This window comes from Streptomyces roseus (genome assembly GCF_001044425.1).
GTDB classification, from domain to species: domain Bacteria; phylum Actinomycetota; class Actinomycetes; order Streptomycetales; family Streptomycetaceae; genus Streptomyces; species Streptomyces roseus.
On sequence record NZ_LFML01000024.1, the window covers coordinates 1 to 17,103 of the forward strand.

General features: G+C 72.4%; 15 protein-coding genes and 1 pseudogene. 5 read left to right on the forward strand and 11 right to left on the reverse strand.

Translation table 11 applies throughout. From position 1 onward, the window contains the following. Nucleotides 1-48: 48 nt before the first annotated feature. The 8 genes and pseudogenes from ACS04_RS40595 to ACS04_RS06635 form a co-directional block, all read right to left on the reverse strand. Nucleotides 49-842, reverse strand: a pseudogene (locus tag ACS04_RS40595) (bestrophin-like domain). 63 nt (nucleotides 843-905) lie between these two features. Beyond that, nucleotides 906-1,199 (reverse strand): hypothetical protein, encoded by a 294-nt coding sequence (locus tag ACS04_RS06605; RefSeq protein ID WP_048475578.1) that lies wholly within the window; start codon nucleotides 1,197-1,199, stop codon nucleotides 906-908. 180 nt (nucleotides 1,200-1,379) lie between these two features. Further along, nucleotides 1,380-2,942 carry an APC family permease gene (locus ACS04_RS06610; protein WP_048475579.1) on the reverse strand — a complete coding sequence of 521 codons (1,563 nt, stop codon included), beginning with the start codon at nucleotides 2,940-2,942 and terminating at the stop codon, nucleotides 1,380-1,382. Between the two features lie 232 nt (nucleotides 2,943-3,174). Next, entirely contained in the window at nucleotides 3,175-4,659 is a 1,485-nt protein-coding gene (locus ACS04_RS06615) for an aldehyde dehydrogenase family protein (protein WP_048475580.1), read from the reverse strand. Then, nucleotides 4,656-6,395, reverse strand: a complete 1,740-nt coding sequence (locus tag ACS04_RS06620; RefSeq protein ID WP_048475581.1) for an N-acyl-D-amino-acid deacylase family protein — start codon at nucleotides 6,393-6,395, stop codon at nucleotides 4,656-4,658. Before ACS04_RS06620 ends, ACS04_RS06615 begins: the two co-directional genes overlap by 4 nt. Before the next feature lie 202 nt (nucleotides 6,396-6,597). Then, a complete protein-coding gene (locus ACS04_RS06625; RefSeq protein ID WP_048475582.1) occupies nucleotides 6,598-7,719 on the reverse strand; it encodes an LLM class flavin-dependent oxidoreductase in 1,122 nt (373 codons plus the stop codon). Nucleotides 7,720-7,836: 117 nt separating this feature from the next. Next, on the reverse strand, nucleotides 7,837-8,634 hold the full coding sequence (locus ACS04_RS06630; protein ID WP_048475583.1) for an SDR family NAD(P)-dependent oxidoreductase: 798 nt from the start codon (nucleotides 8,632-8,634) through the stop codon (nucleotides 7,837-7,839). A 25-nt stretch (nucleotides 8,635-8,659) separates the two neighbouring features. Then, nucleotides 8,660-9,607 (reverse strand): LLM class F420-dependent oxidoreductase, encoded by a 948-nt coding sequence (locus ACS04_RS06635; protein ID WP_209441648.1) that lies wholly within the window; start codon nucleotides 9,605-9,607, stop codon nucleotides 8,660-8,662. Between the two features lie 214 nt (nucleotides 9,608-9,821). Between ACS04_RS06635 and ACS04_RS06640 the strand changes: the two genes are divergently transcribed. Beyond that, nucleotides 9,822-10,472: a transmembrane-type terpene cyclase gene (locus ACS04_RS06640; protein ID WP_048475584.1), complete on the forward strand. Its 651-nt coding sequence runs from the start codon at nucleotides 9,822-9,824 to the stop codon at nucleotides 10,470-10,472. Between the two features lie 3 nt (nucleotides 10,473-10,475). On the opposite strand, the gene ACS04_RS39990 is transcribed toward ACS04_RS06640, so the two are convergent. The 3 genes from ACS04_RS39990 to ACS04_RS06655 are packed head-to-tail and all read right to left on the reverse strand — an operon-like array spanning nucleotide 10,476 to nucleotide 13,523. Further along, the gene (locus tag ACS04_RS39990; protein WP_048475585.1) at nucleotides 10,476-11,441 is read right to left on the reverse strand and encodes a L,D-transpeptidase family protein; all 966 of its coding nucleotides are present in this window, start codon (nucleotides 11,439-11,441) and stop codon (nucleotides 10,476-10,478) included. Between the two features lie 25 nt (nucleotides 11,442-11,466). After that, nucleotides 11,467-12,825: a sensor histidine kinase gene (locus ACS04_RS06650; RefSeq protein ID WP_048475586.1), complete on the reverse strand. Its 1,359-nt coding sequence runs from the start codon at nucleotides 12,823-12,825 to the stop codon at nucleotides 11,467-11,469. Next, nucleotides 12,822-13,523, reverse strand: a complete 702-nt coding sequence (locus ACS04_RS06655; RefSeq protein ID WP_048475587.1) for a response regulator transcription factor — start codon at nucleotides 13,521-13,523, stop codon at nucleotides 12,822-12,824. The genes ACS04_RS06650 and ACS04_RS06655 overlap by 4 nt, the downstream gene beginning before the upstream one ends. A 102-nt stretch (nucleotides 13,524-13,625) precedes the next feature. Here ACS04_RS06655 and ACS04_RS06660 point away from each other — a divergent pair, with 102 nt between their 5' ends. The 4 genes from ACS04_RS06660 to ACS04_RS06675 all read left to right on the forward strand — a co-directional run. Further along, nucleotides 13,626-14,144, forward strand: coding sequence for a hypothetical protein (locus ACS04_RS06660; RefSeq protein WP_053080714.1), 519 nt, complete (start codon nucleotides 13,626-13,628; stop codon nucleotides 14,142-14,144). Beyond that, nucleotides 14,141-15,256, forward strand: a complete 1,116-nt coding sequence (locus ACS04_RS06665; RefSeq protein WP_245236304.1) for a peptidoglycan-binding protein — start codon at nucleotides 14,141-14,143, stop codon at nucleotides 15,254-15,256. Before ACS04_RS06660 ends, ACS04_RS06665 begins: the two co-directional genes overlap by 4 nt. Continuing rightward, nucleotides 15,253-15,987, forward strand: coding sequence for an ABC transporter ATP-binding protein (locus tag ACS04_RS06670; protein WP_048475590.1), 735 nt, complete (start codon nucleotides 15,253-15,255; stop codon nucleotides 15,985-15,987). Before ACS04_RS06665 ends, ACS04_RS06670 begins: the two co-directional genes overlap by 4 nt. Beyond that, nucleotides 15,984-17,103, forward strand: a 1,120-nt coding sequence (locus ACS04_RS06675) for an ABC transporter permease (protein ID WP_048475591.1), incomplete at its 3' end; no start/stop codon positions are given. The genes ACS04_RS06670 and ACS04_RS06675, both read left to right, overlap by 4 nt.

Below are 17,103 nucleotides of genomic sequence, written 5' to 3' on the forward strand. Positions count from 1 at the left end.
CCCACCCCGCCCCGATGATCCCGCCCCCCGAAGCCCCCGCCCCGCCCCCTACCCCGCCCGCCAGAACTGGGACAGCGCCGCCTCCTTGTACGGGGCCGGGCTCACGCTCAGGTCTCCCGCGAAGGGGCGGTCCAGGGCCATCACCAGCAGCAGGCTGAAGCCGATCAGGCCCGCCACCGCCGAGACGAACAGCAGCTGCATCTTCAGGCTGCGCAGCCCGAACAGGAACGTGAGCGGCAGGATCACCAGGGCGCCCCCGTACACCAGCACCTGGAGCAGCACCGGCAGGGACGTCTCCGCCATCGTGATGCGGGCCCGGCGCTGCGCCGCGACGTCGTTGAGGCGGCCCACCGCCTCCTCGTAGAAGGTCTGGTCGCGGGTTCCGGAGGGCTCGTACGCCTGGAAGGCCCGGTACAGCCCGTGCGTCTGCTCGGCGGTCGCGTCGTAGCTGGGGCGGCCGTCCCGCATCATCGGCCACTGGACCTCCACGACGGCGTGGACGTAGGCGCCACCGCCTGCTCCACGCGGGCGCGTTCGGCCGGCGGGAAGGTCTCGGCGCTGCGCACGACCAGGGCCAGGTCGGTGGCCTCGGTGGCCACGACGGTCTGGGTGCTCTCCAACTGGGTCCAGAGCGTGACGACGACGAAGGCGAGGATGATTCCGTAGATCGCGCCGAACATGCCGAGGGCCACGCCGACCATCTCGTTGTGCTCGCCGCCGGCCAGGTGCGGGAAGCGGCGGCGGGCGGCCAGGCTGCCGAACACGGCGAGGGCGACGAAGCCGCCGACGAGGAGGATGCCGAGGGTGAACGTGCTGAAGGTGTTGAGCAACCACAGGATCATGGCCTGCTCAACGACCGACTCCCCCTGAGGGACCGCCCGGAGGCCCGCCGCCCGGTCGCCGCGTCAGCGTACCGACGGTGCCTTCGGCAGCCCGTCGAGAGCGCCGCCCGCGCCCGCGAGGGAGCTGTCGGTGGCGTGGGTGGCGGTGCCGGCCGCGGAGGTGGTCACGGCCAGGGCCGTCTTCGTGTCCTCCACCGCCTGGGCCGGGTGGTTGGCGATGTCGGTGATGCGCTTGGTGACGGGCTGCCCCTCGATGGTGGGGCCCGTCGTGTCGGCGTGGGCGGCGAGGGGGGTCAGGGCGAGGGCGGCGCTGCTGGTGAGGACCAGGGCGGCGAGGCGGCGCTTCATGGGGCTCATGGGGTTCATGCCGTACCCAACGACCCGCCGCCACCCAGGGTCACCGCCGGGCCCTCCTTGGGGTGACGGCCGGTGCGGCCGGTGCGGCCGGTGCGGCCCGTGCGGCCGGTGTGGGGTCCGCGGCCCGGATCGGGGGGATCGGTCCGGGCCGCGGGGGGACTTCTCCAGTGTGCGGCGGGATCAGTCCTCGACCACCAGGGCCGGAGTGGACTTCGTCAGGATGTCGCCGCGGAAGAAGGCCGGGCTGCGGCGCTCGGTGACCAGCATGATCACCAGACCGAGGGCCAGCAGGCCCACGCCGATGACGAAGACGCTGCCGACGCCGAGGACGGTGGAGCCCGAGCCGTACGACGGGTTCCACATGTCGACCAGGGTCTTGAGGAAGACGGCGGCGAGCAGCAGCCCGCCGAGGACCGGGAAGACGCCCTTGAAGAACAGGTCGCGCGCGGAGCGGCGCAGCTCGCCGCGGAAGTACCAGGCGCAGGCGAAGGCGGTGAGCGAGTAGTAGAAGCAGATCATCAGGCCGAGCGCGAAGATCGTGTCGGTCAGGACGTTCTCGCTGACGAGGGTCATCACGGTGTAGAACGCGCCGGTCGCGACGCCCGCCATGACGGTGGCGCGGCCAGGGGTCTTGAAGCGCGGGTGGACCTTCGCGTAGGAGGCGGGCAGGGCCTCGTAGGTGGACATGGCCAGGACGGTGCGGGCGACCGGGATGAAGGTGGTCTGGAGCGAGGCGGTCGCCGAGGCGAGGACCGCGACGAAGAGCAGGATGCCGAGCATCGGGCCCATGACCGGGCCGGCGAGGGCGGCGAAGACGTTGCCGGAGGTCTCCGGGTTGCCGAGGCCGAGGCCGGCGGCGCCGGAGCCGACGGCCATCTGGGCGGCGATGCCGGTGGCCAGGTAGGAGCCGACCAGGACGACCATCGCGATGAGCGAGGCGCGGCCGGGGGTCTTGGCGGAGCCGGTGGTCTCCTCGTTGGTGGCCAGGCACGCGTCCCAGCCCCAGTACATGAAGATCGAGAGGGAGAGTCCGGCGGTGAAGGCGCCCATGGACTCGACCGCGAAGGGGTTCATCCACTGCCAGGAGAAGTCCAGGCCGGTGTCGAAGGTGCCGGCCGAGGCCTTCTGGAAGGCCATCGCGACGAAGATGGCGAGGACCGCGAGCTGGAGTCCGACGAGGGTGTACTGGACGCCCTTGGTGGCGGTCATGCCGCGGTAGCTGATGGCGGTCGCCGCGGCGATCAGGGTGAGGCAGGTGGCGATGTGGACGAGCTTGTCGTCGTCCAGGGCGGCGATCGAGGGATTCCCGGTGATCTCTCCGGCCAGCAGCCAGAAGTACGAGGTGGCCACGCCCGCCAGGTTGGAGAGCACGATGATCGTGGCGATCACCAGGCCCCAGCCGCACATCCAGCCGATCCGCGGGCCGAAGGCCTTCACGGTCCAGGTGAAGGAGGTGCCGCAGTCCGGTACGGCCTTGTTGAGCTCGCGGTACGCGAAGGCGACGAGGAGCATCGGCAGGAAGCCGGCCAGGAAGACCGCCGGCATCTGGACGCCGACCTCGCCGGCGGTGGAGCCGAGGGTCGAGGTCAGGCAGTAGACGGGGGCGACGGTGGAGATGCCGATGACGGCACTGCCCACCAGGCCCACGGAGCCCTTGCCGAGGCCTTTGCCGCGTACGTCGCCCTCGGGGGCGACGGCGCTCTCCGTGTCTGCGACCCGAGGCCGTACGTCCAGCTGTGTCATGGGTCAGGACGTTAGAGGCTGCGTTTTCCATATCCGGAGGGATTGACTCCGACCCGCTACCGGCGGAAACACCTTGGATTCCAGAGCCACCTCGGTTCATCATCATGTAATGCAAGGTTCACATCCGGAGCCGCCCCCTGGACGCCAGGGAGCGAACACCTCGTTCCGGAATGCGGAAACCGCAGCAGTACCCCTTTTGTGCCGCTTTGAACTTTCCCGTGTGACCCGCGTCTCACGTCGCCCAGACGATCGACTGCATCTCGCTGTACGCGTGCAGCGCGTACGATCCCACGTCCCGCCCGACGCCCGAGCGCTTGAAGCCGCCGAACGGGGCCTCCATGTTCCGGCCGATCGTGTTCACGCCGACCCCGCCCGCCCGCAGCCGCCGCGCCACCCGGAAGGCGCGCGCCGCGTCCCCGGACCACACGTAGCTCAGCAGCCCGAAATCGCTGTCGTTGGCGAGGCGGACCGCCTCCTCCTCGTCCCCGTCAAAGGGCACGACCACGACCACCGGCCCGAAGATCTCCTCCCGGACCACCCGCATGTCGTTCGTGCAGTCCACCAGCAGCGTCGGCGCCACGTAGAAACCGCGGCCGTCCCCGACGACCGGCCGCTCGCCGCCGTACGCGATCCGCGCGCCCTCCTTGCGGCCGAGCTCGACGTACGACTCCACCCGGTCCCGGTGCGCCGCAGAGATCACCGGGCCCACCACCGTCCCCGCCGCCGCCGGATCGCCGACCTTCATGAAGGCCAGGTAGCCGCTCAGCTTCTCCACCAGCCGCTCGTACACCGACCGGTGCACGATCACCCGGGTCGGAGCGGTGCAGATCTGACCGGAGTAGAAGGAGAAGGTGGTGCCGATGCCCGTCACCGCCGCGTCCAGGTCGGCGTCGCCGAAGACGATCGCCGCGCCCTTGCCGCCGAGCTCCATCAGCTGCCGTTTCATCGAGCGGCCGCAGACCTCCGCGATGCGCTGCCCGACGCCCGTGGAGCCGGTGAACGAGACCATGTCCACGTACGGGGAGTCCACCGCGGCCTCGCCTACCTCGACCGACGCACCGCAGACCACGTTGACCACCCCGGCCGGGGCGCCCGCCTCGTGCAGGGCCTCGGCCATCTTGAACACCGACAGCGGATCCTGCGGGGCCGGCTTCACCACCACCGTGTTGCCCATGGCCAGCGCCGGGGCCACCTTGCCCGCCGGATTGGCCCACGGGTTGTTGTAGGAAGTGATGCAGGTGACCACACCGACCGGCTGGCGCACCTCCAGCGCCCCCAGGACGCTCGCCCTCCCCATCGGCCCGGCCTCGGTGACCTGCGGGGGCAGCCCGCGCTCCACCGGTTCCAGGGCGCCCTTCGCGTACCGCCGAAAGCGCGCGACCCCGACCCCGACCTGCATCCCGCGCGCGATCCCCGTCGGCGCGCCCGTCTCGGCGCGGGCGAGGGCCGACCACGGCTCGTACTCGCGCTGCATGATGTCCGCGGCCCGGTCCAGGACGGCCGCCCGCTCCTCGGGACTCGTACGGGACCAGGTCCCGAAGGCCTCCGCCGCCGCGCGCGCCGCCTCCTCGACTTGGGCGCGCGAGGCCTCGGGCGCGAGCCCGACCACCGATTCGTCGGCCGGGTTGACCACCTCGTAGTGGCCGGCGTCCGGCTCGACCCACTCGCCGCCGATGTACAGCTTCTGCCGTGCGGGCCCGTTCTCCGGCGTGCTCATCGCGTGCTCACCGTCCTCGTGTCGCGGCCGGAGCGGAGCACGATCCCGGGGACCGCCCCCGTGACCTCGTCGTCGCGGACGGTCTCCACGCCGTTGACCCGCACGGACACGATGCCGATCGCGCGGGCGTCCAGGCGCGGGCTGTCGCCCGGCAGGTCGTGGACGAGGGTGGCCGGGGCCGCCTCGATCCGCTCCGGGTCGAAGAGGACGAGGTCGGCGTGGAAGCCCTCGGCGATCCGGCCGCGCCCGCGCAGCCCGAACAGCTGCGCCGGGTCGTCGGTGAGCATCTTCACCGCCTGCTCCAGCGGCACCAGCTTGCGCCCGCGCAGGCAGTCCCCGAGGAAGCGGGTCGTGTACGGGGCCCCGCACATGCGGTCCAGGTGCGCGCCCGCGTCGGAGCCGCCGAGCATGACGTCCTCGTGCTGCCAGGTCTCGGCGCGCAGGGCCCAGCTCGCCGGGTCGTTGTCGGTGGGCATCGGCCAGAGCACCGTGCGCAGGTCGTCGTTGGCGCAGATCTCCACCAGGCACTGGAAGGGGTCCTGGCCGCGTTCGGCGGCGATGTCGTTGACGACGCGGCCCGACAGGCCCTCGTTCTCCTTGCTGTACGTGTCCCCGATGACGTAGCGGCCGAAGTCCGCCAGGCGCCGGAAGACCCCGGCCTCCTTGCTGTCGGCGCGGCGCAGCATCTGCGCCCGTACGCCGGCGTCGCGCAGCTTCGCGATCCGCTCGGGCACGGGCAGGCCGAGGACCTCGCCCCAGCCCGGGATCAGGTTGAGCGCGCAGAAGGTGCCGAGCGACATGTTCATGGGGGTGAGGATCGGCATGGTCAGCGCGACGATGCGGCCGCCGGCCTTGCGGGCGCGCTCGCTCGGTACGAGCTGGCGCGGGACCCGTTCGGGGACGGCGGCGTCGATGGTGAGGACGTTCCAGTTCAGGGGGCGGCCGGCGGCGGCGCTCATGTCGACGAAGAGGTCGATCTCCTCGTCGGCGAACTGGTCGAGGCAGCCCGCCACGATCGCTTCGAGCTGGGTGCCCTCGTGTTCGGAGACGGCCTTCGACAGCGCGAGCAACTCGGCGGGCTTCGCGTGGCGGGAGGCGACGGGGGCGCCGTCCCCGTCGGAGTGGGTGGCGGACTGGGTGGTGGACAGGCCCCAGGCGCCGGCGTTCATGGCGTCGTGGAAGAGGTCGAGCATCTGCTGCATCTGCTCGGGGGTGGGCTGTCCGCCGACGGCGTCCGCGCCCATGACGTGGCGGCGCAGCGCGCAGTGGCCGACCATGAAGCCGGCGTTGACCGCGATCCGGCCCTCCAGGGCGTCGAGGTACTCGCCGAAGCCGGACCAGGTCCAGTCGACGCCCTCCTCCAGGGCCTTGAGGGCCATGCCCTCGACCTTGCTCATCATGCGCCGGGTGTAGTCGGCGTCCTCGGGCCGGTCGGGGTGGAGCGGGGCGAGCGTGAACCCGCAGTTGCCGCCGGCGACGGTCGTGACGCCGTGGTTCATGGAGGGGGTCGCGTACGGGTCCCAGAAGAGCTGGGCGTCGTAGTGCGTGTGGGGGTCGACGAAGCCGGGGCACAGGACGAGCCCGGTGGCGTCCTCGGTGGTCCGGGCCTCCTCCGTGACCGTGCCGGGCGCGCCGATGACGGCGATCCGCCCGTCGCGCAGGCCGACGTCCGCCACGCGGGCGGGGGCGCCGGTGCCGTCGACGACGGTGGCTGACTTGATCAGGTGGTCGAGCATGACGTCCCCTCTGCCGGTGTTCGTGTCGCTGGCCCTCGTCCGGAGGCCGCGCCGCCCGCCCGGGGACGGCCGCGCGCCCCGGACGTCCGCGCGCCCCGGCCGGAGGCCGTGCCGGGCCGGCCGCGGCCTCGGCATGACCTCCGGCCGGGGCCGGTGCGGGGCGGCGGTCCGGGAAGACGCCGCCCCCGTACTGCCCGCCGGGTCAGGCGGATTCGCGGAACCGCGTGGTGCGGTGGACCGGGTCGGTGTCGATCTTCGGGATCACGTGCTCGCCGATGAGCTTGACGGTGTTCATCGTGTCCTCGTACGAGACGCCGGTCGGCAGGCCGAACGACAGCTGGTCCGCTCCCGCCTGCTCCCAGCGCTTGCACTGGGCGAGCACCTCGGAGGGGTCCCCGCAGATCAGCAGTTCCTCGGCGATCAGCAGCTCGATGATCTCCGCGTTGTACTCGGGCAGCGTCTCGGGCCACTGCGGGATCGCCTCGGGCCGCGGGAAGGTGTCGTGGTAGCGGAAGACCAGCGACTGGAAGCGGTTCATGTTCGCGTTGACCGCGATCTCCACCGCCTTGTCGTGCGTCTCGGCGCAGATGGCGGTGGAGGTGACCATCACGTTGTCGTTGACGAACGCGCCGATGGCCTTGGCCTCCTGGACGGCCGTCTTGTACTGCTCCAGCACCCACTCCATGTCGGAGACCTTCTGGACGCTGAAGCCGAGGACGCCGAGGCCCTTCTTCGCGGCCATCGCGTACGAGGAGGGGGAGCCGGCCGCGTACCACATGGCCGGGTGGGCCTTCCCGTAGGGCTTGGGGAAGATCTTCCGCGGCGGCAGCGACCAGTGCTTGCCCTGGAACCCCTCGTACTCCTCCTGGAGGAACATCTTGGGGAACTCGGCGATGGTCTCTTCCCAGATCTCCTTGGTGTGGTTCATGTCGGTGATGCCGGGCAGGAAACCGAGGATCTCGTGGCTGCCCGCGCCGCGGCCGGTGCCGAACTCGAAGCGGCCCTTGGAGAGGTGGTCGAGCATCGCGACCTTCTCGGCCACCTTGACGGGGTGGTTGACCGGGGCGAGCGGGTTGAAGATGCCGGAGCCGAGGTGGATGCGCTCGGTGGCGTGGGCGAGGTAGGCGAGGAAGACCTCGTTCGCCGAGAGGTGCGAGTACTCCTCCAGGAAGTGGTGCTCGGAGGCCCAGGCGTACTTGAAGCCGGACTTGTCGGCCTGGATGACGTACTCGGTCTCCTCGATCAGCGCCTTGTGCTCCGCCTCGGGGTCGACCTTGGACCGCGCCTCAGGCACGTATCCCTGCACGAAGAGCCCGAATTCCAAGGGGGTTCACCGTCCTTTGATTTCTGACGTGTCGTCAGATTTGATGGGTCGACTGTTCCATCGGGGGAGCGGGAGCGTCAATACCTGACACTTCATCAGATGCGGCTCGGAAGCCGGTCACATGATGCTGACGCCCGCCATCCAGCCGCCGTCGATGACGAAGGGCTGGCCGGTGATGTACGAGGAGTCCTCACTGCTCAGGAACAGGGCCAGCCTGGCGATCTCGTCCGCCCGGCCCACCCGGCCCATCGGCACGACCCGCCCGTAGAGCTCCGCCATCGCCTCCCGGGCCTCGTCGCTCATGTTGGCCGGGTCCAGCAGGCCGGGGTTGGCCATCGGAGTGTCCACCGCGCCCGGGCACATCGCGTTGACCCTGATGCCCTTGGCGGCCAGCTCCAGGGCGGCCACCCGGGTCAGGCCGACGATCGCGGCCTTGGTCGCCGCGTAGGCGCCCACGTACGCCATGCCCGTCAGGCCCGTGTACGAGGAGGTGTTGACGATGGTGCCGCCGCCGGCCGCCTCGATCTCGGGGGCGAAGGCCTTGATGCCGAGGAAGGTGCCCACCTGGTTGACCCGGATCAGCTGCTCGAACTCCTCCAGCGGGGTGGAGACCAGCGCGTTGAAGCGCAGGATGCCGGCGTTGTTGACCAGGCCGCTGACCGGCCCGAAGGCCTCCTTGGCGATGGCGACGGCGGCGGCCCAGTCCTCCTCCCGGCTCACGTCGAGCCGTACGTACCGTGCGCGGTCCTCGCCCGCCTCCTCGGATATCTCCTTGGCCACGGCGGCGCCCTGCTCGTCCAGCACGTCGCACAGGAGCACCCTGGCCCCCTCGGCGGCGAACAGCCGGGCCTCCTGCTCGCCCTGGCCGCGCGCCGCGCCCGTGATGACGACGGTGCGCCCGTCCAGCTTGCCCATGCCGTACTCCCGGTCGTCGAGGTGTTCAGTCGTTGAGGAGGGGGCCGACTTCGGCCCCGAACGCGGTGATCTGGTCGGTCAGTTCGGCGCGGTCACGACTGCGGAAGCGGACCTGGATCTGGTCCACGCCGAGGGCCTTGTACGCGCGCAGCGACTCGGCGAGCGCCCCGGCCTTTCCGGTGAGGGTGCGCCGGCCGGTGTCCCAGCCGGGCTCGCCGACGTACAGCGCCTCGGTGATCGCCCCGAACTCGAAGGGGCCGTCGACCCCGGCCGCCGCGCGGAGCTCCTTGATCCGGGCGATCTGCGCGGGCAGCGCCTCGCGCGGGTCGCCCTGCGGGAGCCAGCCGTCACCGCGCACGGCGGCCCGGCGGACGGCGGCGGGCGAGGAGCCGCCGACCCAGACGGGGATGCGGGCCTGGGCGGGCCGGGGCAGCTGGCCGAGGTCCCTGAAGGAGAACAGCTCGCCCTCGAACTCCGGGTACTCCTCGGGCCCGAGGGCGGCCCGCAGCGCGTCCAGGGTCTCGTCGAGGACGGCTCCGCGGCGAGCGAAGTCGACGCCGAGGGCCTCGAACTCCTCCCGCACGTGGCCCGCGCCGACGCCGAGGACGAGCCGGCCGCCGGAGAGGTGGTCGACGGTGGCGTACTGCTTGGCGCTGATGAGCGGGTGGCGCAGGCCGAGGATCGCGACGTGGCTGAGCAGCCGCACGTGCGCGGTGATCCCGGCGAGGAAGGAGAGGGTGGCCACCGGGTCGTACCAGATGGTGCTCATGGGACCCGCGAGGCGGCGCGGGATGGCGACGTGGTCACAGGTGGCGAGGTACCCGAAGCCGGCCCGGTCGGCGGCCCGCGCCACCTCGGCGAGGTCGGCGGCGGTCGCCGACGCCTCCCATTGCTCGGCGTAGATGGTGCTCTGCGACTGGATCGGGAGCTGCATCCCGTAGACCAGCCGGCCTTCCGCAAACACGCGCGCCATGCCGCCTCCGCTTCGTCGTCCACGTTCACCGGCGGCGGCTGCTGCGGGACCCGCCGGTGCCGGGGGCCATCGTCGTAGCTGACGGTGCGTCAGGCAAGGGGTCCCGACGAATCACCCGGGCGGACTTCGGGCGCCCCTCACCGTGCGGCGGGCACGCGCACGAGCAGTGCGCGGGGGCTTCTTCCGGAGGCGGACTGCCCTTAGGGTGCCGCGGATGGATCTCTTTCTGACGCTGGTCAGCGGAGTGGCGTGGACCGTCGTGTACGTGGAGGCGATCCGGGTCGGGCTGCGGGACCGGACGTACGCGATGCCGGTGGCGGCGCTCGCGCTGAACTTCGCGTGGGAGGCGACCTACGCGGTGGGCGAGTTCCGCTCCGGGGTCTCCGCCCAGGGCGTGGTCAACGTCGTGTGGGCCCTCGCCGACGTCGCCATCATCTGGACCTACCTGCGCTTCGGGCGCGCCGAGCTGCCCGGGTTCGTGACGCGGCCCCTGTTCGCGGCGTGGAGCGCGCTCGTCTTCGGCAGCGGCTTCGCCGTGCAGTGGCTCTTCCTCGCGCACTTCGGGACGCACGACGCGACCCGGTACGCGGCGTTCCTGCAGAACCTGCTGATGTCCGGGCTGTTCATCGCCCTCTACGCCGACCGGCGCGGACCGCGCGGGCAGTCCCTGGTCATCGCCGTCGCCAAATGGCTCGGGACGCTCGCCCCGACCCTGCTCTTCGGGGTGATCGAGGACTCACCGTTCATCCTCGGGCTCGGGGTGCTGTGCAGCGTCTTCGACCTGACGTACATCGGGCTGCTGCTGCGGGAGCGGCGGGTGGCCGCCGCTCCCGTCCTCGGGCCCGCCGCCGAGCGGGCGCTCTGACCGTCAGAAGCCGGCCGGGCCCATCACGACGACCGGCTTCGCCGCCGGGTCCAGGGTGGTCAGCAGCTTCTTCATGGCTTCCTTCGAGATGCCGATGCAGCCTTGCGAGGGGCCGTTGTGGTCGACGTGGAGCCAGATGCCGCCGCCCTTGTCCTCGCCCTCCGGCTTGACCAGGTCCAGCGGGGAGAACCCCTTGCGGCGGTTGTAGTCGATCGCGATGACGTACTCGAAGGCGCCCGCGAGGGACTCGCCGTTCACGCCCCGGCCGGTGGGGACGAAGAGCCGGTTGTGGTCGTACGGGAACTTCGTGCCCGGCGGCTTCTCCAGCAGACCGCCGGCGTCGCCCAGGGTGAACACGCCCACGGGGGTGGTCAGGTCCCCGTCCTCGCGTTCGCCGGAGTTCCAGCCGCTGGCGCCGTTGTGCGCGGGCCAGCTCTCGGTGGTCCGGGTCCAGTCGGCGCCGGCCGCCGGGCGGCTGTAGAGGGTGGCCGTGGACTCCGAGGAGTCCCTCGCCTTGCCTTCGACGAGGAGGAGCTGACGGGCGTCGGCGGGGATCCGCGCCCGGGTCTCGTCGCTGACCTCGGGCAGGCCGTCGTGGGGATCGGAGGCGGCGGGGGAGGCCGGGGTTGCGGGTGTTCCCGGTGCGCCCGGGGCGCCGGGTGCGCCCGGGGCGCCGCGCGTCCCTCGGGTGGTGTGCGTTGCCCCGCCGGCGGGGGCGGCGTCGGAACCGGCGGCATCGGAGGCGGTGCCCGAGGACGGCGTACGGACGGCCGGGCCCCCCGGGCGGTCCCCGGTCCGGGCCTGGGCGGTGCGGTCGGACCCGTCCTCCTGGACCGTGTAGACCCAGCCGGCTCCGAAGGCCAGCAGGCCCACGGCGGCGGCGAGCGCGACGCGCCCGGGCGTGCGGAGGCCGCGGAGCGTACGGAACGGGAGGGGACTGCGGGAGCCGGCGCGGGGGTGCTTGCTCATGTGACCGACGTTACACATGCGATCATCAGGATTGCTGAGGCGACGCCGTCCGGTGCGGCGCAGGTGTGACCGGAAAGCGCACTCGGACCGTCAGACCGCCGCCCGGTCCCCGGTTGGCCCGCACCACCAGCTTCGCGCCGTGGGCCCGCGCGATCGAGGCCACGATCGAGAGCCCCAGCCCGGCGCCCTCCCCCGCCGTGTGCTGCCGTTCGGCGCGCCGCCGGAACGGTTCCAGCAGCCGCGGCACGTCGGCGGGGTCGATCACCGGCCCGGTGTTGGACACCGTCAGCGCCCCGTCGGCGGAGGTCCGCACGCTGATCCGCCCGCCCGGCCTGTTGTGCCGCACGGCGTTGGCCAGCAGGTTCCGCACCAGGTGCCCCAGCAGGGCCCGGTCGCCGACCACGCTCAGCGGCTCGAGGCCGCGTACGAGGGTCGGGCCGCCCTCCGGGGCCCCGCCGCCGGTCAGGCCCGTAGCCGTGGGCTCGGGCCCGGTGGGCGCGGACTCGGCGGGCGACCGACCGGTGGGTGCGGACTCGGCGGGCGACCGGCCGGTGAGCAGCTCGGTGAGGGCGGACTCGGTCAGCGCCGACTCCGTGAGCGCCGCCAGGTCCACCGGGGCCGTGGTCTCCAGGCCCTCCTCGGAAGCGGCGAGCAGCAGCAGCGATTCGACGAGGTGCTCGCCGGACTCCGCGACGCCGATCAGCTTGGACCGGATCCTGGCCACCTTCTCCGGGGGCGGATCGCCGGCCAGCCCGATCTCGGCGGCCGCCCGCTGCACGGCCAGCGGGGTGCGCAGCTCGTGGGCGGCGTTGGCGGCGAACCGGCGCTGCGCGCCGACCAGGCCCTCCATCCGGTCGAGCATCCCGTCGAAGGTGTCGGCCAGCCGCTTGAGTTCACCCGGCGGGGCCTTGAGGCCGATCCGCTCGTGCAGGTTCTCCCCCGAAAGGCGGCGGGCCGTCTCGGTGATGACGCCCACCGGCCGCAGGACGCGGCCCGCCATCCACCAGGCCAGCCAGATCGACAGTACGGCGAACACGGCGAGGGCGATGAGCGAGACGACCAGCAGTTCGTGGAGGGTGGCGCTCTCGACGGCGGTGGAGAGGTTGCGGGTCGCGGCCCAGGTACGGAGCTGCTCCTGCGTGGGTACGGCGGCGCCGGGCGGGAGCCGCTGGGCGGGGACCGCCTTGAGCGGTTGGCCCTCGACTGCGGCGCGCTCGAAGGCGGTGCCCGGGACGGCCGTGGTGACGGCTCCGCTGATGCGGGTGTAGAGGCCGCCCCGCAGCAGGATGTTGATCAGGGCGATGAGGCCGCCGCCGGCGAGGACGAGCAGGGAGCCGTAGAGCGCGGTGAGACGGGCGCGCTCGGAATGGAGCACTGCTCTCATCGTGGATCGGTGTCCGCAGCGGCGCTCGGCCCGGTGTGCGGGCCCGCGATCCGGTAGCCCGCCCCCGGCACCGTCTCGATCAGCTGCGGCTCGCCCAGCTTCGCCCGCAGCTTGCTGAGGGTCACCCGTACGGCATTGGTGCTGTACGAGGTGTCCTCCTCCCACACCTGCTCGATCAGGTCGTCGTTGCCGAGCACCGCGCCCTCCGCCCGCAGCAGCGCCTCCAGCACCGCGAACTCCTTGCGCGACAGCGCCAGCCGGTGCCCGTCGCGGCTCGCGCTGCGCCGGGCGGTGTCCACGCAGATCCCGCGCCGCTCCAGTACCGGCGGCAGGGCCGGCCGGGTGCGCCGCCCCAGCGCCAGGACGCGGGCGAGGAGCTCGTCGTAGGCGAAGGGCTTGGTGAGGTAGTCGTCGGCGCCGAGCCCGAGCCCCTCCACCCGCTCCCGTACCGTCCCGGAGGCGGTCAGCATCAGGACGCGGGTCAGCAGCCGCTCGCGCACCACCTGGCGGCAGACCTCGTCCCCGTGCAAGCCGGGCAGATCGCGGTCGAGGACGAGGACGTCGTACTCGCCCAGGCGCAGGCGGCGCAGGGCCTCCAGGCCGTCGCCCGCCTCGTCGACGGCCAGCGCGTCGCGGCGCAGCCCGTCGGCGATCATCTCCCGGAGGAATTCCTCGTCCTCCACCACCAGAACTCGCATGCCGCCCTCTCTACCGGAATCCCGTATTTCCTCGTCGTAAGCAAGATCGGAGAGAGAAGCGAAACCCGCACCGGGTGCAGGGTCGGGCGCATGAATCGATCCATGACCATGACCACGGCCGCGGCGCTCACCGGCCTGACCCTCTTCGTCACCGCCTGCACCGGCGGCGCCGGCTCGGACGGGAAGGACGCCAGGGACGGCAAGGACGGGAAGAAGGGCGGCGCGTCCACGAACGCGTCGAGCGGCGGCGGCACCGGGAAGGCCGGCGGCGCCGACGCCGACAAGGCGCTCAAGACGCGCAAGTGCCTGCGCGAGCACGGCCTGGACGTGCCCGACCCGGCGCCCGGCCAGGACCCGCGCGGCATGACCCTGGGCTCGGGCGGCGAGGACCCGGAGGCCGTGAAGAAGGCCTTCGACGCGTGCGGGCTCCAGGCGCCGGGCAGCGGCCAGGTGTCGCAGGAGGACAAAGACAAGGCCCTGAAGTGGGCCAAGTGCATGCGGGACAACGGTGTGAACGTCCCGGACCCGACCTTCAACGGGAGCGCGATGAGCGCGACCCGGATACCGGAGGGCCAGGAGCAGGCCTTCCAGGACGCCCAGAAGAAGTGCGAAGCCGCGTGAGGCGGCGCGGCAAGTGGCTGCTGGGCTCGCTGGCCGTCGTACTCGGCGTCTCGGGCGGCGGGTACGCGGTGACGGCGGCCCAGCCGCGGCCGGACTCCGGCGCCGCGCGGGAGGGGCGCGCGGACGGGCTGCCGCAGGCCACGGCCCCGGTCACCCGCGGGGACCTCAGCTCGGGTCTGACCGTCGAGGGCACGCTCGGCTACGCGCAGGAGCGCAAGCTGGCCGCGGCCGGTCCGGGCGTACTGACCTGGGCCGCGGGCGCCGGTACGGCGGTCGAGCGGGACGGGAGGCTGTACGAGGTCAACGGCAAGCCGGTGCGGCTCATGTACGGCAGCACGCCCGTGTACCGGCAGATGAAGACCGGGGACAAGGGCGAGGACGTCAAGCAGCTCAAGCGGAACCTCCAGGCCCTCGGGTACGGAACCGGACTCGACCCGGAGGACGGCACCTTCACCGCGGGTACGGCGACCGCGGTCAAGCGCTGGCAGAAGGCGCACAAGGCGGCGCAGACGGGCGAGGTCGGCAAGGAGGACATCGCCTTCGCGAGCGGGCCGCAGCGGGTGCAGAGGAACGACGCGGCGGTCGGCGACGAGCCGGCGCCGGGCAAGCCGGTGATGACCCTGACCAGGACCGAGCGGATGGTCCGCTTCCAGCTGGACGTGGCCAAGGCGGGCGCGGCGAAGACGGGCGACAAGGTGACCGTGAACCTGCCGGGCGGCGGGACGGCCACCGGGAAGATCGACTCGGTGGGGAGCACGGCCAACCCGGACGACCCGAACGGCGGTGGCGGCGGGAGCGGCGGAAGCGGGGGCGGCGGGGGCGGGAAGCCGAAGGTCGAGGTGGACGTGTCCCTGGACAACGCCTCCGAGATCAAGGGCCCGGACCGGTCCCCGGTCTCCGTCCGCCTCACCGGCGAGACCCGCAAGGGCGTCCTCTCCGTACCGGTCAACTCGCTCCTCGCCCTGTCCGGCGGGGGCTTCGGCGTGCAGGTCGCCGAGGGCGGCGCGGCCCGCGACGTCCCGGTCGAGCTCGGCATGTTCGGCCAGGGCCGCGTCGAGGTCAGGGGGGACGCCCTCAAGGAGGGCATGCGGGTGGGGATCCCCAAGCCATGACGACGGCCACCGTGAACACGGCAGAACACCGGCACGCGCGCGCCGTCGTGGAGCTGGCGGGAGTCACCAAGGAGTACCCCGGCGGGGTCAAGGCGCTGCGCGGCGTGGACCTGACCGTCCTGGAGGGCGAACTCCTCGCCATCGTCGGCCCGTCCGGCTCCGGCAAGTCCACCCTGCTGCACATCGTCGGCACCCTCGACCGGCCGAGCACCGGAGAGGTCGCCATCGCCGGGCACGACATCGCGAAGCTGTCCGACCGCGCCCTGTCGGCGCTGCGCTCGCGCCACGTCGGGTTCGTCTTCCAGTCCTTCCACCTCGTACCGGGCATCAGCGCGCGGGCGAACGTCGCCGAGGGACTGCTGTACTCGGGCCTCTCGCGCGCCGAGCGCGGCCGCCGCGCGGCGCGGGCCCTGGAGCGGGTGGGCCTCGGGGACCGGATGGAGCACCGGCCGCACGAGCTGTCCGGCGGACAGAAGCAGCGCGTGGCGATCGCCCGGGCGGTGGCCGGGGAACCGGACCTGCTGCTGGCCGACGAGCCGACGGGCGCGCTGGACTCGGCGTCGGGGCACTCGGTGATCGAGCTGCTGCACGAGCTGAACGCGGACGGCGCCACCATCGCCGTGATCACCCACGACCACGAGATCGCGGCGAGCCTGCCGCGGCAGGTGCGGATCCGGGACGGGGAGATCGTGGCGGACGTCTGGAACACGGCAGGGGTGAACGCACCATGAGGGCCTCGCGAAGGCTGACCCCGGCCCGGCTCGGGCCGCGCGACGTCCTGCACGTCGGCTCGGCGGGGCTGCGCTCGCGCCCGATGCGGGTGTTCCTTTCCGCGCTCGGGATCGCGATCGGCATCGCGACGATGATCGCGGTGGTCGGGGTGTCCTCGTCCAGCCAGGCCGAACTGCTGCGGGAGCTCGACAAGCTCGGTACGAACATGCTGGTGGCGACGCCGGGCCAGTCGATGTTCTCGGGGCAGGACACGAAGCTGCCGAAGGAGGCCCCGGGCATGGTCTCCCGCATCGGGGGCGTCCAGTCGGTGGGGACGACGGGCGACGTCGCCCAGTCCGTACGGCGCTCCGAGAACATCCCGAAGGAGGAGACGGGCGGCATCGGCCTGAAGGCGGCGAAGGACGACCTGTTGGGGGTGCTGCGCGCCAGGATGCAGAAGGGCGCGTGGCTGAACGGGGCCACCGGGCGCTACCCGTCGGTGGTGCTCGGCAACGTGTCGGCGGAGCGGCTGGGCATCACGGAGCCCGGGCAGCAAGTGTTCATCGGCGGGCGGTACTTCACGGTCGTCGGCATCATGGACCCGATCCCGCTGGCCCCGGAGATCGAACGCGCGGCGCTGATCGGCTGGGAGGCGGCGGAGCAGCTGCTCGGCTTCGACGGCCATCCGACGGCGATCTACGAGCGCTCGGCGGACGACCGCGTCGGGGCGGTGCGCGAGCTGATCGCCCCGACGGCCAATCCTCAGTCGCCGAGCACGGTGTCGGTGTCGGACCCGTCGGCGGCGCTCCAGGCGAAGGCGGCGACGGAAGGCGCGTTCAGCACCCTGCTCCTGGGGTTGGGCGGGATCGCCCTGCTGGTGGGCGGGGTCGGGGTGGCGAACACCATGATCATCTCGGTCCTGGAGCGCCGCCACGAGATCGGGCTGCGGCGTTCGCTGGGCGCGACCAGGGGGCAGGTCCGCATCCAGTTCGTGACGGAGTCCCTGCTCCTGTCGGGCCTGGGCGGCCTGGCCGGCATCGCCCTCGGGGCGGCGGCCACGGCGGCGTACGCCCACGCGGGCGGCCTTCCCTGGGTGGTCCCCCTCTGGGCGGTGACGGGCGGCTTCGCCTCGACGC

What these genes read in the sequence shown, in the direction of transcription:
- ACS04_RS06605 (WP_048475578.1), bottom strand. Translation starts at nt 1,199, where the DNA reads ATGAGCCCCATGAAGCGCCGCCTCGCCGCCCTGGTCCTCACCAGCAGC.
- ACS04_RS06670 (WP_048475590.1), top strand. Translation starts at nt 15,253, where the DNA reads ATGACGACGGCCACCGTGAACACGGCAGAACACCGGCACGCGCGCGCC.
- ACS04_RS06615 (WP_048475580.1), bottom strand. Translation starts at nt 4,659, where the DNA reads ATGAGCACGCCGGAGAACGGGCCCGCACGGCAGAAGCTGTACATCGGC.
- ACS04_RS06620 (WP_048475581.1), bottom strand. Translation starts at nt 6,395, where the DNA reads ATGCTCGACCACCTGATCAAGTCAGCCACCGTCGTCGACGGCACCGGC.
- ACS04_RS06635 (WP_209441648.1), bottom strand. Translation starts at nt 9,607, where the DNA reads ATGGCGCGCGTGTTTGCGGAAGGCCGGCTGGTCTACGGGATGCAGCTC.
- ACS04_RS06655 (WP_048475587.1), bottom strand. Translation starts at nt 13,523, where the DNA reads ATGCGAGTTCTGGTGGTGGAGGACGAGGAATTCCTCCGGGAGATGATC.
- ACS04_RS06660 (WP_053080714.1), top strand. Translation starts at nt 13,626, where the DNA reads ATGACCATGACCACGGCCGCGGCGCTCACCGGCCTGACCCTCTTCGTC.
- ACS04_RS06630 (WP_048475583.1), bottom strand. Translation starts at nt 8,634, where the DNA reads ATGGGCAAGCTGGACGGGCGCACCGTCGTCATCACGGGCGCGGCGCGC.
- ACS04_RS39990 (WP_048475585.1), bottom strand. Translation starts at nt 11,441, where the DNA reads ATGAGCAAGCACCCCCGCGCCGGCTCCCGCAGTCCCCTCCCGTTCCGT.
- ACS04_RS06650 (WP_048475586.1), bottom strand. Translation starts at nt 12,825, where the DNA reads ATGAGAGCAGTGCTCCATTCCGAGCGCGCCCGTCTCACCGCGCTCTAC.
- ACS04_RS06640 (WP_048475584.1), top strand. Translation starts at nt 9,822, where the DNA reads ATGGATCTCTTTCTGACGCTGGTCAGCGGAGTGGCGTGGACCGTCGTG.
- ACS04_RS06610 (WP_048475579.1), bottom strand. Translation starts at nt 2,942, where the DNA reads ATGACACAGCTGGACGTACGGCCTCGGGTCGCAGACACGGAGAGCGCC.